Origin of the sequence: Burkholderia sp. lig30, assembly GCF_000687455.2 — a bacterium.
GTDB lineage: Bacteria > Pseudomonadota > Gammaproteobacteria > Burkholderiales > Burkholderiaceae > Burkholderia.
In genome coordinates this window covers 1-14,090 of the sequence record NZ_JGVW01000084.1, presented here as the reverse complement: position 1 = coordinate 14,090, position 14,090 = coordinate 1, and the positions used below count along the sequence as shown (strand labels likewise).

Annotated in this window: 15 protein-coding genes and 1 pseudogene; 11 read left to right on the top strand and 5 right to left on the bottom strand. The window is 66.4% G+C overall.

Annotated features, from left to right (window positions below; translation table 11 throughout):
- Nucleotides 1–47 precede the first annotated feature (47 nt).
- The gene (smpB, locus tag LIG30_RS14935) at nt 48–494 is read right to left on the bottom strand and encodes an SsrA-binding protein SmpB (RefSeq protein ID WP_038713391.1); all 447 of its coding nucleotides are present in this window, start codon (nt 492–494) and stop codon (nt 48–50) included.
- 97 nt (nt 495–591) lie between these two features.
- Here smpB and LIG30_RS14930 point away from each other — a divergent pair, with 97 nt between their 5' ends.
- Entirely contained in the window at nt 592–1,029 is a 438-nt protein-coding gene (locus LIG30_RS14930) for a type II toxin-antitoxin system RatA family toxin (RefSeq protein WP_038713390.1), read from the top strand.
- Nucleotides 1,030–1,033: 4 nt separating this feature from the next.
- Nucleotides 1,034–1,357, top strand: a complete 324-nt coding sequence (locus LIG30_RS14925; RefSeq protein ID WP_038713389.1) for an RnfH family protein — start codon at nt 1,034–1,036, stop codon at nt 1,355–1,357.
- A gap of 72 nt (nt 1,358–1,429) precedes the next feature.
- On the opposite strand, the gene LIG30_RS14920 is transcribed toward LIG30_RS14925, so the two are convergent.
- Nucleotides 1,430–2,398: a DMT family transporter gene (locus LIG30_RS14920; RefSeq protein ID WP_038713466.1), complete on the bottom strand. Its 969-nt coding sequence runs from the start codon at nt 2,396–2,398 to the stop codon at nt 1,430–1,432.
- Between the two features lie 284 nt (nt 2,399–2,682).
- Here LIG30_RS14920 and guaB point away from each other — a divergent pair, with 284 nt between their 5' ends.
- From guaB to guaA, 3 genes are all read left to right on the top strand, one after another.
- A complete protein-coding gene (guaB, locus tag LIG30_RS14915) occupies nt 2,683–4,143 on the top strand; it encodes an IMP dehydrogenase (protein WP_038713388.1) in 1,461 nt (486 codons plus the stop codon).
- 6 nt (nt 4,144–4,149) lie between these two features.
- Entirely contained in the window at nt 4,150–4,737 is a 588-nt protein-coding gene (locus LIG30_RS14910; RefSeq protein WP_038713387.1) for a hypothetical protein, read from the top strand.
- A 113-nt stretch (nt 4,738–4,850) separates the two neighbouring features.
- Nucleotides 4,851–6,470, top strand: coding sequence for a glutamine-hydrolyzing GMP synthase (gene guaA / locus LIG30_RS14905; RefSeq protein WP_038713386.1), 1,620 nt, complete (start codon nt 4,851–4,853; stop codon nt 6,468–6,470).
- Nucleotides 6,471–6,822: 352 nt separating this feature from the next.
- On the opposite strand, the pseudogene LIG30_RS26375 reads toward guaA, so the two are convergent.
- Nucleotides 6,823–6,984 (bottom strand): annotated as a pseudogene (locus LIG30_RS26375) (IS3 family transposase); the annotation flags it as partial.
- A 187-nt stretch (nt 6,985–7,171) separates the two neighbouring features.
- Between LIG30_RS26375 and LIG30_RS14900 the strand changes: the two are divergent.
- Nucleotides 7,172–8,059: a helix-turn-helix domain-containing protein gene (locus tag LIG30_RS14900; protein ID WP_038713385.1), complete on the top strand. Its 888-nt coding sequence runs from the start codon at nt 7,172–7,174 to the stop codon at nt 8,057–8,059.
- 22 nt (nt 8,060–8,081) lie between these two features.
- Here LIG30_RS14900 and LIG30_RS14895 read toward each other — a convergent pair whose 3' ends face one another.
- Nucleotides 8,082–8,990, bottom strand: a complete 909-nt coding sequence (locus tag LIG30_RS14895; RefSeq protein ID WP_038713384.1) for a helix-turn-helix domain-containing protein — start codon at nt 8,988–8,990, stop codon at nt 8,082–8,084.
- 645 nt (nt 8,991–9,635) lie between these two features.
- Between LIG30_RS14895 and LIG30_RS26810 the strand changes: the two genes are divergently transcribed.
- Nucleotides 9,636–9,788, top strand: coding sequence for a hypothetical protein (locus tag LIG30_RS26810; protein ID WP_160326701.1), 153 nt, complete (start codon nt 9,636–9,638; stop codon nt 9,786–9,788).
- Nucleotides 9,789–9,864: 76 nt separating this feature from the next.
- Here the strand turns inward: LIG30_RS26810 and LIG30_RS14890 are convergent, their stop codons facing one another.
- Nucleotides 9,865–10,551 carry a hydrolase gene (locus tag LIG30_RS14890; protein ID WP_038713383.1) on the bottom strand — a complete coding sequence of 229 codons (687 nt, stop codon included), beginning with the start codon at nt 10,549–10,551 and terminating at the stop codon, nt 9,865–9,867.
- A gap of 457 nt (nt 10,552–11,008) precedes the next feature.
- Here LIG30_RS14890 and LIG30_RS14885 point away from each other — a divergent pair, with 457 nt between their 5' ends.
- The 4 genes from LIG30_RS14885 to LIG30_RS14875 form a co-directional block, all read left to right on the top strand.
- Nucleotides 11,009–11,317: a DUF1427 family protein gene (locus LIG30_RS14885; protein ID WP_038713382.1), complete on the top strand. Its 309-nt coding sequence runs from the start codon at nt 11,009–11,011 to the stop codon at nt 11,315–11,317.
- On the top strand, nt 11,310–13,208 hold the full coding sequence (locus LIG30_RS14880; protein WP_038713381.1) for an amidohydrolase: 1,899 nt from the start codon (nt 11,310–11,312) through the stop codon (nt 13,206–13,208). The genes LIG30_RS14885 and LIG30_RS14880 overlap by 8 nt, the downstream gene beginning before the upstream one ends.
- 1 nt (nt 13,209) lies before the next feature.
- Entirely contained in the window at nt 13,210–13,356 is a 147-nt protein-coding gene (locus LIG30_RS25355) for a hypothetical protein (RefSeq protein WP_200929689.1), read from the top strand.
- 40 nt (nt 13,357–13,396) lie between these two features.
- Nucleotides 13,397–14,090: glyoxalase (locus tag LIG30_RS14875; protein WP_038713465.1), on the top strand; the 694-nt coding region annotated here is incomplete at its 3' end.

Sequence of the window (14,090 nt, the reverse complement as noted above, 5' to 3'; positions counted from 1 at the left end):
GAGCGGGCCGTGGCGTGTGAGGCGAGCGGGGGCGGCGGCGTGCGGCGTCAGGTGCCAGCGCGCATGATGCGTGCCTTTTCGCGCTCCCAGTCGCGCTTCTTCTCCGTCTCGCGCTTGTCGTGCAGCTTCTTGCCTTTCGCGAGGCCGATGTCGCACTTCACGCGGCCGCCCTTGTAGTGGAAATTCAGGGGCACGAGCGTGTAGCCGCGCTGCTCGACCTTGCCGATCAGTTTCTTGATCTCGTCGCGGTGCAGCAGCAGCTTGCGGGTGCGCACGGGATCGGGCTTGATGTGCGTCGAGGCTTCCGGCAGCGGGCTGATGTGCGTGCCGATCAGGAAGATCTCGGCGTTCTTCACGACGACGTAGCCTTCCTTGATCTGGCCGCGCCCGGCGCGCAACGCCTTGACTTCCCAGCCCTCGAGCACGAGCCCGGCTTCATAGCGTTCCTCGATGTGATAATCGAAGTGCGCTTTCCTGTTGTCGATGATGCTCATGAAGGGAACGGGCCAACTCGTTTAAAATTACGATTTTAGCAAAGCGGGGCGTTCATCGCCCGGCTTGCGTCTTCACTTTTGCGATGCCGCGCGATTTATGGCAGATGTCCAGAAAACCGTATTGATCCGTCATTCGGCGGAACAGATGTTCGACCTCGTCACCGACGTTGCCGATTACCCGAATTTCCTGCCGTGGTGCGGCGGCATAGAGATCCGCCGCCAGGACGAGACCGGCATGGAGGCGCGGATCGACATCAGCTTCAAGGGGATCAAGCAGCACTTCGCGACGCGCAACACGCAGCAGCGCCCGTCGCGCATCGACATGGAATTCACGGACGGCCCGTTCCGCAAGTTCACCGGCTACTGGTGCTTCACGCCGCTGCGCGCGGACGCGTGCAAGATCGAGTTCGCGCTGCACTACGAGTTCTCGAGCATCCTGCTCGAGAAAATCATCGGGCCGGTCTTCAACCACATTGCGAACACGTTCGTCGAGTCGTTCGTCAAGCGTGCGGACCAGCGTTACGGCAGGGGGTGAGGCGATGCTGTCGATCGAAGTCTGTTACGCGCTGCCGGACCGGCAGACGCTGATCGCGGTCGCGTTGCCGGAAGGCGCGACGGTCCGCGATGCGATCGACGCGAGCGGCGTGCTCGCGCGGCATCCCGAGATCGATCTCGCGGAGGCGAAGACGGGCATTTTCGGCAAGCTCGCGCCGCTCGACGCGCCGCTCGCCGATCGCGACCGCGTCGAGATCTACCGGCCGCTGATCGTCGATCCGAAGGTCGCGCGCCAGCGCCGCGTCGACAAGTCGCGTCGCGACGGCTCGATCGAAGGCCGCAAGTGGCTGCCGAAGGATTCGCGCTGACGCCGGCTTTGCCGCGCGGTTCGCGAGCGGGCGCCGGGCACCGGCGGCGATTCGTCAGGCGAAACGCCGCGCTCAGTGCGCGTTGAGGTTGGGGTTGAGCGGATCGTCGGCGGTGTGCGTCGCGCCATGCTGGCGCACCGAGCCGTAGACCCCCGCGAGCAGCAGGGCGAGCGCCGCGATCTCGAGCGCGCGCGGCAGCCGGTGATCGAAGATGAAGCCGTACAGCAGCGCGAAAACGGTCTCGAACACGATCAGCTGGCCTGACAGCGTAAGCGGCAGGCGCTTGGACGCGGCATTCCATAGCCCGTTGCCGAGCCACGACGCGCCGATCGCGAGCCCCAGATTCAGGAGCCAGAACAGATGCCAGCGCGACGCCGGCAGCTCGGGCTGCAGCGTGCCGGCGGGCAGCGCCGCGATGCCGATCCAGCACAGGCCGCCGATCAGGCCGGTGACGACACCCCACAGCACCGACCATTCATTGCCGCCGAAATGGTGGTGGCGCTGCAGATAGCGGGCGTTGGCGACCGCGTACCAGGTCCAGCTGGCGAGTGCGCCCGTCGCGCAGGCGACGCCGGAGAGCTTTTGCGCGAGCGTCGTTGCGTGCGCGGCCTCCGACGTGAACAGGTCGACGTTGATGCAGGCGATGCCCGCGACGACCAGCGCGAGCGGGAACGCGAGGCGCTTGAGCGGCACCGCGCCGTGGTCGCCGAGGCCTGCGAGCGTGACGGTGACGGGCAGCACGCCGACGATCAGCGAGCTGGGTGCGATGCCGATCAGGTGGACCGCGCCGGACAGCAGCATGTAATAGGCGACGTTGCCGACGATGGCGAGCTTGACGAGCGCGACCAGATCGTCGCGCGTCAGGCGCGCGGCGAGTGAGCGGGCGGCCGGCAGCGCGGCGGCGAGCGAGACGATGCCGTACATCGCATAGCGGCCGGCGCTCAGCAGCAGCGGCGAGAAGTCCGTCAACAGCCTCGGCACCAGAAACACCATGCCCCACAAGGCGCCTGCCATCACGCCATACACCACACCGCGCTGCATCGACTTCTCCAACCTGAAATTCACTGACGAGCGCGCATCTTAGCGAGGCCGGCGGCGTTCGTCTTGTTTATTCCTGCATTGTGCGGGCGGCGGGGCGGCATGGTGGCGTGCGGGGCGCGAACCGGTGCGCGCCGGGGCGAAACGAAAACGGATCGAAAGGGAGTCGAGCCGGGACCCGAACGATTCGGCGCCCAAAACGTGAAAAAACCGCTAAGCCGTTGTTCGTGTTGTGAAATTCCGCCGCGCATCGCGTATAATTCGCTTTTGCGCCCATAGGATTTGCCATGCGTCTGATCCAAAAAGCACTCACGTTCGATGACGTGCTCCTCGTCCCGGCGTTCTCCGACGTTCTGCCGCGCGACACCAGCCTCAAAACCCGGCTGACCCGCAACATTTCCCTGAACATGCCGCTCGTGTCCGCCGCGATGGACACCGTCACCGAAGGCCGCCTCGCGATCGCGATGGCGCAGCAAGGCGGCGTCGGCATCATCCACAAGAATCTGACGCCCGCCGAGCAGGCCCGCGAAGTCGCGAAGGTCAAGCGCTTCGAGTCCGGCGTCGTGCGCGACCCGATCACGGTGCCGCCGCAGATGAAGGTGCGCGACGTGATCGCGCTGTCGCAGCAGCACGGCATCTCGGGCTTCCCGGTCGTCGAGGGCCCGCAGCTCGTTGGCATCGTCACGAACCGCGACCTGCGCTTCGAAACGCGCCTGGACGAGCCGGTCAAGTCGATCATGACGCCGCGCGATCGCCTCGTGACGGTCAAGGAAGGCACGCCGCTCGCTGAAGCGAAGGCGCTGATGCACAGCCACCGTCTCGAGCGCGTGCTGGTCGTCAACGACGCGTTCGAGCTGCGCGGCCTGATGACGGTCAAGGACATCACGAAGCAGACCGAGCATCCGGACGCATGCAAGGACGAGCACGGCAAGCTGCGCGCGGGCGCGGCGGTCGGCGTCGGCCCGGACAACGAGGAGCGCGTCGAGCTGCTGGTGCAGGCGGGCGTCGACGTGATCGTCGTCGACACCGCGCACGGCCACAGCAAGGGCGTGCTGGAGCGCGTGCGCTGGGTCAAGCAGAATTTCCCGCACGTCGAAGTGATCGGCGGCAACATCGCGACGGCCTCGGCCGCGAAGGCGCTCGTCGAGTACGGCGCGGACGCGGTGAAGGTCGGCATCGGCCCCGGCTCGATCTGCACGACGCGGATCGTCGCGGGCGTCGGCGTGCCGCAGATCAGCGCGATCGCGAACGTGTCCGACGCGCTGCGCGGCACGGGCGTGCCGTGCATCGCCGACGGCGGCATCCGCTTCTCGGGCGACGTGTCGAAGGCGCTCGCCGCCGGCGCGAACGCCGTGATGATGGGCAGCATGTTCGCGGGCACGGAAGAGGCGCCGGGTGATGTATTCCTGTATCAGGGCCGCCAGTACAAGTCGTACCGCGGCATGGGCTCGGTCGGCGCGATGAAGGACGGCGCCGCGGACCGCTACTTCCAGGACAACTCGGCGAACATCGACAAGCTCGTGCCGGAAGGCATCGAGGGCCGCGTCGCGTACAAGGGCTCGGTCAACGCGATCATCTTCCAGCTGATCGGCGGCGTACGCGCGAGCATGGGCTACTGCGGCTGCCAGACGATCGACGAGATGCACGAGAAGGCCGAATTCGTCCAGATCACCGCAGCGGGCATGCGCGAGTCGCACGTGCACGACGTGCAGATCACGAAGGAAGCGCCGAACTACCACGTGGACTAAGCGCCGATGAAACCGTTGCTGCGCGCCGTGCTCGCCGTCGACGCACTGCTGCTGCTGGCGCTTGGCGTGCTGTTCCTGCTGACGCCGTGGCGTGCGCTGTTCGGCGCGCTGCAACTGGTGAGCGTCGAGCCGGCGATGGTCGGCCAGGCATTCGGCGTCGCGCTGGCCGGCCTTGCCTGGCTGGCGGCGCACGCGGCGATCAACGGCGATCTGACGACCGGCGTCGCGCGCGCCGTCGGCCACGTGAACTGGCTGACGGGCGTCGTGATGCTGGTCTGGCTGATCGGCTTGCGCAGCCCGGCGCTGGCGCCGTTCGGCCAGCTGGTGTCGGTGGCGGCCGGTGTGGTCTTGCTGGTTGCCGGGCTCGGCAGCGTTCGACTCGCCGCGGCCGTGCGGCGGCGCGAGAAGGGCGAGAAGGCGCAGTTGCCTTCGGGCGAGCCGGCGGCCGTCGCGCAGCGTGTGGAACTGGCCGCCGGCACCGGGGCTACGACGGCGCCCGTCGTGGCGGTGCGTCCGCCGGCGGCGCCCGGCGCGTCCGCCACGACGCACGGCGCAGCCGGGTTCGACGACACCCGTCCGCCGATGCAGGATTGACCGGCCATGCGGCGCCGCGCGGTATGTCCGCCCGCCGCCGACCGGCATGCTTTTGACGCAGCGCGTCACGCGCTGCTTTTCTTATCCGTTTGTTCTTCATCCCGTCCGCAGCCATGCACGACAAAATTCTGATTCTCGACTTCGGTTCGCAAGTCACCCAACTGATCGCGCGGCGTGTCCGCGAAGCGCACGTCTACTGCGAAATCCATCCGAACGACGTGTCCGACGATTTCGTGCGTGAATTCGCGCCGAAGGCGGTGATCCTGTCGGGCAGCCACGCGAGCACGTACGAAGACCATCAACTGCGTGCACCGCAGGCAGTGTGGGATCTCGGCGTGCCCGTGCTCGGCATCTGCTACGGCATGCAGACGATGGCCGTGCAGCTGGGCGGCAAGGTCGAATGGAGCGACCACCGCGAATTCGGCTACGCGGAAGTGCGCGCGCAAGGCCACACGCGCCTTCTGGACGGCATTCAGGATTTCGCGACGGCCGAAGGCCACGGGATGCTGAAGGTCTGGATGAGCCACGGCGACAAGGTCGCCGAGCTGCCGCCGGGCTTCAAGCTGATGGCGTCGACGCCGAGCTGCCCGATCGCCGGCATGGCGGACGAGGCGCGCGGCTACTACGCGGTGCAGTTCCATCCGGAAGTCACGCACACCGTGAAGGGCCGCCAGATGCTCGAGCGCTTCGTGCTCGACATCGCCGGCGCGAAGCCGGACTGGGTGATGCGCGATCACATCGAGGAAGCGGTTGCACGCATCCGCGAGCAGGTCGGCGACGAAGAGGTGATCCTCGGCCTGTCGGGGGGCGTCGATTCGAGCGTCGCGGCGGCGCTGATCCACCGTGCGATCGGCGACCAGCTGACCTGCGTGTTCGTCGATCACGGCCTGCTGCGCCTGAACGAAGGCCAGATGGTGCTCGACATGTTCGAGGGCCGCCTGCATGCGAAGGTCGTGCACGTCGACGCGTCCGAGCAGTTCCTCGGCCATCTGGCCGGCGTGACCGATCCGGAGCAGAAGCGCAAGATCATCGGCCGCGAGTTCGTCGAGGTGTTCCAGGCCGAGGCGAAGAAGCTGAGCAATGCGAAGTGGCTCGCGCAGGGCACGATCTATCCGGACGTGGTCGAATCGGGCGGCACGAAGACCAAGAAAGCGACGACGATCAAGAGCCACCACAACGTCGGCGGCCTGCCGGAGACGCTCGGCCTGAAGCTGCTCGAGCCGCTGCGCGATCTGTTCAAGGACGAGGTGCGCGAGCTGGGCGTCGCGCTCGGCCTGCCGCCGGAGATGGTGTACCGCCATCCGTTCCCGGGCCCGGGCCTCGGCGTGCGGATCCTCGGCGAAGTGAAGCGCGAGTACGCGGACCTGCTGCGCCGTGCCGATGCGATCTTCATCGAGGAGCTGCGCGGCACGATCGCGACCGCGCAGGACGCGGCAGCGGGCCTGTGCGGCGAAGCCGACGTCGGCAAGAGCTGGTACGACCTGACGAGCCAGGCGTTCGCGGTGTTCCTGCCGGTGAAGTCGGTGGGCGTGATGGGCGACGGCCGCACGTACGACTACGTGACCTCGCTGCGCGCGGTGCAGACGACCGATTTCATGACCGCGCATTGGGCGCATCTGCCGTACGCGCTGCTGGGCCGCGCGTCGAACCGGATCATCAACGAAGTGCGCGGCATCAATCGTGTCGTGTATGACATTTCGGGGAAGCCGCCGGCGACGATCGAGTGGGAGTGATCCAAACGGCTCCCGGGTCCTTTCGGGCGCTCTGGTTTTCCCTGTTTTTCCGTTAAAGAACAGGGGGTACTGTGCGCGGCGATCCGCTGTGATCCGGACAGTACCTGGAGGAAATGTCGGTATGACGGTATCGAGATTTCCCCCTCGGATGGCCTTGCCCGATACCGTCACGTCGATATGACGGTATCGGCTAACGGTATACGTTCGAGGCGTTCTTATCCTCACCGCCACGCAGTTGCGGGCATTGAAGCCGCCGAGAAAATCCACAAGGTCGCCGATCAGCGGGGACTGTATGTGGCGGTGATGCCGTCAGGCGCAGTGAGCTTCCGCGCGTGCGGCGCGGCCATATCGGGATCGTCGTGCGGACACGCTTGCCGCGAACTGCGCCACGCAAACCCTGCAGCTTCATCAGCCGTTCGACGGTGCAGCGTGCCACCGCAATGCCTTCCCGGTTCATCCGTTTCCAGACCTTCGGCACGCCATAGGCCTGCATGTCGACTTGCCAAACGCTTGCGGTAGCAGGCGGGCAAGCGCGCACGTGCGAAAGCCGGACGACGTTTCTGATAAAAGTACAACATTGTTCTATCGATGCCGAGCCTGCGCAATTATGCTTGCGCGTATATCGGCTCCCGGACGGCGCGCTGGCCTGGCAGCGACGGGCGCACGGACGGGCGGAATCAGGACAGGAACGGAGCCAATTGATGAACGTGATGGAATCAACGCCCACGGGCATCCGGGCTGCGTTCGACGGCGCGTCGATCGAGTCGCTTGATGCGTCGACGGAATTGCATGGCTTCACGGGGTTGACGCGAGTCCGCTATGGCGCGCCGGGTTTCGGCGCGGTCGCGCTCTCGGTGTCGCCGGATCAGTATCTGATCGGGATGTTGCTGGCGGGCGGGCCCGGCGAGCCGTCCGGGGACGCAGGGCTCGCGGCGCGCCGCGCCGGCGTGCGGATCACGCGCGGCGGCGAAGGTTACCACGCGCGGCTGGACCAGCCGTTCGACCTGCTGTTCGCCTGCTTGCCGCGGCGCGCGCTGATCGAATCGGCGCGCGCGATGGGCCTGCGCGACGTCGGCGATCTCGATTGTCCGAGCGGCAAGCCCGATGCGGTACTGCAATGCCTGTCGAGCGGCCTGTTGACGGCGGCCGGCAGCGGCACGCCGGCCAGCCGGATGCTCGCCGGCCACCTGGCACACGCCATCCAGCTTCATGTCGTGCAGCGCTATGGCACCGCGGAACGCACGCTGCCGACACGGGGGATGCTGGCCGGCTGGCAGGTCGAACGCGCGAAGGCGATCCTCGCGGAGCATGCGAATACCGACATGTCGATTTCGCATGTCGCGAACGCATGCGGATTGTCTCGCAGCTATTTCATCAAGGCGTTCCGTCAGACGGTCGGCACGACCCCGCATCGCTGGCTGCTCGAGCATAAGGTCGAGCGGGTGAAGCAATGCCTGCTCGCCCGGATGGAGCCGATCGCGGATATCGCGCAGCAATGCGGTTTTTCGGATCAGGCACATCTGACCCGCGTATTTACCAGTATGGTCGGCACCCCGCCGGCGACCTGGCGGCGCGAGCGCCGCGAATAGCCTCGATCGTCACGCCTTGCGTTCAGCGATCGCGCTCGTCCGCGTCGGTCCGACGGCGCCATGCGCCCGGCGGCATGCCGGTCAGCCTCGCGAACGATTGGGTGAAGTGGCTCTGGCTCGAGAAGCCGCAATGGAGCGCAATCCGCTCGAGCGTCCAGTCGCCGCGAGACAGCAGTTCCTTCGCGGACGCCACGCGCTGCTCGATCAGCCATTGATGCGGCGTCGTGTGCGTCGTCCCCCGGAACGCCTTGATGAAATAGCTGCGCGACAGCCCGCACGCGTTTGCGATATCGTCGATCGAGCGCACACCCGCCATCAGCATGTCTTTCGCGCGCGCCTCGTGTAACGCGGACAGCGCGGTGTGGCGCGCGCCGCGTGGGCGCGGCGACTGCCCATACGTGTGCATCACGTGCATGCCGATCGCAAGTCCGAGGTGGTCGAGCAGCAGCGGTTTCGCTTCGTCGTCGGAGGCCAGCGCGAGCGCGAGCGTGCGGCCGATCTGGCCAAGCAGGCGATCGTGGTGCGCGACGGTTGCCGTGAAGCCGCGGACTTCCCGCCCTCCGGCCAGATCGGTCAAGACCGCAAACGGGATCTCGACCAGCACGAAATCGAAATTCGCGTGGAGATCTGCGCGGTATTCGTCGGCGAAATCGCGCACGTACACGGAATCGACCGCGAAATCGTGCATCGTCGCGTGCCGACCGTGAAGGATCGCGCGGCGATGGCCGTCGGCGAGCGAGACGCCGACCAGCACGCCGCGATCCGACGCGGACGTCGTCACGCGCGAGAGCCGCACGTCGCGCGTCGCTTTCCGGTAGAAATGGAACGTGTCTGTCTGCCGCTCGACGTCTTGCGCGAAGTTGTTCGACACGCAGCCGAGGGCGTCCTTGTCGGACGGGGGTGCCGCAGCCTGTTGCACGATCCGGGCCATATGTCGTTTCCCCAAAATTGGTGTCGCCGCGGCGCGAAGCAGCGTTCCATGCGGTAGCCGCGCACATGCCTGTCGGCATGGAAGCGCGCCCCGGCCGGCATCGGGCCGGGGCCGCCTGGCGAATGGACGTCGAAGTCACAGGCAGGGCGGCCATGCGCTTCGCGTCGCCCGGTACGCCATGCGCGCGGGGGCGGCGTGACCGCCGGTCGGCGCACTGTCGGCAATTGTATTCCGGTCATTATGTTGGCGTGATGTCTCCCCGTCGCCGCCATCCCCGGGCATCCCGGTCACCCGCGCGCTGGCTGCCGCGCGACCGTATTCCACGTGAGATGGCGGCCTCTAGTTACCGTGCCGCACGCGATGCGTGCCGAAGCGATTTGCGTGCGCATCGAGGGCCGCCGCCCCCCACCGGGAGCGCGATGAACTCCAGTTCGGCGCCGGCCGATCTCGCCGGGCATCACTGCCGGCGCTTTCCGGACCGGCAGGGCCGGCAGAACCGGGTGTTCACGCGCGAAGGGCACACGGAAAAGGTGGAGGTGAACGGCAGGTTCACCGCTAACGGTCGCGACATCCTGCGTGAAGGCGTACTGAGCGGCCAGGGGATCGTACTGGTACCGACCCGGCTCGTGCCGGACGATAGGCGAGATGCTGTCGCTCCTCGACGCGTGGCCAGTGCAGCCGGTGGCGGGGGATGCGCGGGGTTATGCGGCGTATCTGCCGAACCGGCGTCATTCGCGCAAGGTGCAGACTTTCGTCGCGCGTTTCGCCGAACGGGTACGCGGGGCGTTCGCCGAATGAACGCCCCGCGCGGGCCGGTTCAACGTGGCCCGCGGCCGGCCGTCGCCTCGCGATGCGGCGGCCGGTGTCGCGCGCGTCAGCGCGCCGGAACGGGGGCCAGCGCCTCGTGCGGCGTTTCGGCGCGTTGCGGCGCCTTATGGACCATCGTGTACGCGTAGTCGACACCCATCCCGTACGCGCCGGAGTGCTCCTTCACGAGCTTCATCACCGCGTCGTAGGTGTCGCGGTTCGCCCAGTCGCGCTGCCATTCGAGCAGCACCTGCTGCCAGGTGACCGGCACGACGCCGGCCTGGATCATGCGCTGCATCGCGTAGTCGTGCGCGTCCTTGCTGGTGCCGCCCGATGCGTCGGCGACCATGTAGATCTCGTAGCCGCCTTCCAGCATCGCGCACAGCGCGAACGAATTGTTGCAGACCTCGGTCCACAGGCCCGACACGACCACCTTGTTGCGGCCATTCGCCTTCAGTGCGTCGCGCACCTTCTGGTCGTCCCACGAGTTCATCGACGTGCGTTCGAGCAGCTTGTGGCCGGGAAACACGTCGAGCAGTTCCGGATACGTGTAGCCGGAGAACGACTCGGTTTCGACGGTAGTGATCGTTGTCGGGATATCGAAGATCTTCGCCGCCTTTGCCAGACCGACCGTGTTGTTCTTCAGCGTCTGCCGATCGATCGATTGCACGCCGAATGCCATTTGCGGCTGATGGTCGATGAAGATCAGCTGGCTGTTGTGCGGCGTGAGAACTTCAAGCTTCGGGTTTGCCATGGTGGACTCCGTGATGATCCGGTATCGGGAAAGGTGCGGGCGGGCGATGCCCGACGGTGCGGGATTCGCGGTGACATCGCGGTGCGATGCAGTGCGCGCTGCATGGGCGTGACCAGGCACGGCACCCCGATCAACGTGGGACGACATGCGACCAGCGCCCATGACACGACGAATGTTAGGTCTCCGATCACGCCCGGTCTTGAACGATAGTGAGCAAATTTGTCGGCAAGTCGCGTGACGCGCGCAATGCGATCTGCGTCCTCATGTCGACCCGCGTTGCATGACCGCAGGCGTTGCGGCAATTGTTCAAATCTGGCGACTTACGTTCAATACGAATCCGCGCGGAGCTGACAAAGTGGGATCTCGGTCGACGTTCTCGCAGCGCATGCGTAGCGCCGACGATCGCGTCGCACGTCCGCCCGGCACACACAGGGCGGCATTCACGGAGCCCTCTGTCATGAAAGTCTACGTTGCGTCACTCGCGATGGGCGTCCTCGTCGGCGTCATCTACGGCCTCTTCAACGTGCGCTCGCCGGCGCCCCCCGTCATTGCGCTGGTCGGCCTGCTCGGGATTCTGCTTGGCGAGCAGGTGCCGCCACTCGTGAAGCGCCTCGTCGCGCCCCAGGCGCAGCAGACGTCGTTCCTGCGGCACCAGGTGCAGCCGCACATGTTCGGCCAGCTGCCGACCTGCCCGAAATCGCCGGCGCCGACGGTCGCGTCCGCCGGCACCACCGAGCCGAATCCCGGAGAACACCGACATGGCTGACAACACCGTGCAATCGCCCCCCGACCTGATCCTGCACCGCGGCCGCCTTGCGACGCTCGATCGCGCCAACCCGCACGCCACCGCCGTGGCGATCCGCGACGGCCGCTTCGTGCATGTCGGCGGCGACGAGACGCTGCAACTGGCCGGACCCGCCACGCGGATCATCGACCTGCAAGGGCGGCCCGTGCTGCCGGGGCTGATCGACAACCATCTGCACATCATTCGCGGCGGCCTGAATTTCAACATGGAGCTGCGCTGGGATGGCGTGCGCAGCCTTGCCGACGCGATGGACATGCTGCGCCGGCAGGTTGCGGTCACGCCGGCGCCGCAGTGGGTGCGCGTGGTAGGCGGATTCACCGAACACCAGTTCGTCGAGAAGCGCCTGCCGACAATCGAGGAGCTGAACCTCGTCGCGCCGGACACACCGGTGTTCCTGTTGCATCTGTACGATCGCGCGTTGCTGAATGCCGCGGCGCTGCGTGCGGTCGGCTACACGAAGGACACGCCCGCGCCCCCCGGCGGCGAGATCGTCCGCGACGCGGCCGGCAATCCGACCGGGCTGCTGCTTGCCAAGCCGAATGCAGCGATCTTGTATGCGACGCTCGCGAAGGGGCCGAAGCTGCCGTTCGAATACCAGGTCAATTCGACGCGGCATTTCATGCGCGAGCTGAACCGGCTCGGCGTAACCGGTGCGATCGATGCGGGCGGCGGGTTCCAGAACTATCCGGACGACTATGCGGTGATCGAGCAGCTCGCGAAGGAAAACCTGCTGACGGTGCGCCTCGCGTACAACCTGTTTACGCAGAAGCCGAAACAGGAGAAGGAGGATTTCCTGAACTGGACCGCGACGTCGCGCTACCAGGACGGCTCGGACTATTTTCGTCACAACGGCGCGGGCGAAATGCTGGTGTTCTCCGCCGCGGATTTCGAGGATTTCCGGCAGCCGCGTCCCGACATGCCGCCCGAGATGGAGGGCGATCTGGAGGAGGTCGTGCGCGTGCTGGCGCAGAACCGCTGGCCGTGGCGCATGCATGCGACCTACGACGAAACCATCAGCCGCGCGCTCGACGTGTTCGAACGCGTGAATCGCGACATTCCGCTCGACGGACTGCACTGGTTTTTCGATCACGCGGAAACGATCTCGGACCGCTCGATCGACCGGATCGCGGCGCTCGGCGGCGGGATCGCGGTCCAGCACCGGATGGCGTACCAAGGCGAGTATTTCGTCGAGCGTTACGGCAATGCGGCGGCCGAGGCGACACCGCCGGTGAAGCGGATGCTCGACCGCGGCGTGCAGGTGTCGGCGGGTACCGACGCGACGCGCGTCGCGTCGTACAACCCGTGGGTCTCGCTCGCGTGGCTCGTGACCGGCAAGACGGTCGGCGGTCTGCAGCTATATCCGCGCGCGAACTGCGTCGACCGTGAAACCGCGTTGAGGATGTGGACCGAGAACGTCACGTGGTTCTCGAACGAGGAGGGCAAGAAAGGGCGGATTATGGTCGGGCAGCTCGCGGACCTGATCGTGCCCGACCGCGATTTCTTCACCTGCTCGGAGGCTGACATTGCCGATACCACGTCGCTGCTGACGGTCGTCGGCGGCAAGGTCGTCTACGGCACTGGGCCGTTCTCCGCCCTCGACGACGGCACGCCGCCGCCGGCGATGCCCGACTGGTCGCCCGCGCGTACGTTCGGCGGCTACGGTGCGTGGGCCGATCGCGAAGAGGGGGCTTCGTTGCAGCGCGTTGTGCGGGAGGCCGCGAGCGCCTGCGCGTGTGCGAACAATTGCGGCATTCATGCGCACCGGCACGCGACCGCATGGAGCAGCGCGCTCCCGGTCGCGGATCTCAAGAGCTTCTGGGGGGCGCTAGGCTGCTCTTGCTGGGCGGTCTGACATGACGACGAGGACTGACCATGGCAGCCCGGCGTGGATCCGCGCGCTGCTTTCGCCGCGGTGGGTCCTGCTGCTCGCGCGTCTTGCGCTCGTGTTCGCGACCATTCTCAGCGATGCGAATCATGTGGCCGGCGACAGCCGCGCATGATCGATCGGACCGTACGATGAAACAACCAGGAAATCCTTCCATGAAAACCATTCGCTCGGCATTGCTGGCTCTCGTGATGGCAAGCGGTCTGGCAGCCGCTCCCATATCGTTTGCGAAGGCGCCTTCGAAGGCCGTCGCGACACAGTCGGTCGCCGTCGGCCCGCAATACGACACGACGCACGTGTACGTCGCGCCGGAAGATTTCGACCGCTTCACGGACAGCTTCGTCGCGACGTTTGGCGGCAGCAAGTCGAAGCAGGGCGTATTCCAGGTTACGCCGACGCCGAGCCAGACGATGTCGCAGCTCGTGTTCACGCCGTCGGGCACGATCTCCGTGTTCGGTTTCAAGACGCCTGTGCCGTATCCGTTCGGCGCGGAGCGCACCGGCTACCTCGTGACCGACATGGACGCGGCGGTGAAATCGGCACGCGCGCATGGCGCGGACGTGATCGTCGACACGTTCCCCGATCCGATCGGCCGCGATGCGGTCGTGTCGTGGCCGGGCGGCGTGAACATGCAGCTCTACTGGCATACCGAGGCGCCGCACTACGACGCACTGCAGACCGTTCCGGAGAACCGCGTCTACGTGTCGCCGGAGCGCGCGGACACGCTGATCCGCAATTTCGTCGCGTTCTCGCACGGCAAGATCGTGTCCGACGTCCGCCATGCGCCCGGCGTCGAAATCGGCCGGCCGAACGATACCTATCGTCGCATACGCATCGAATCGGGCTTCG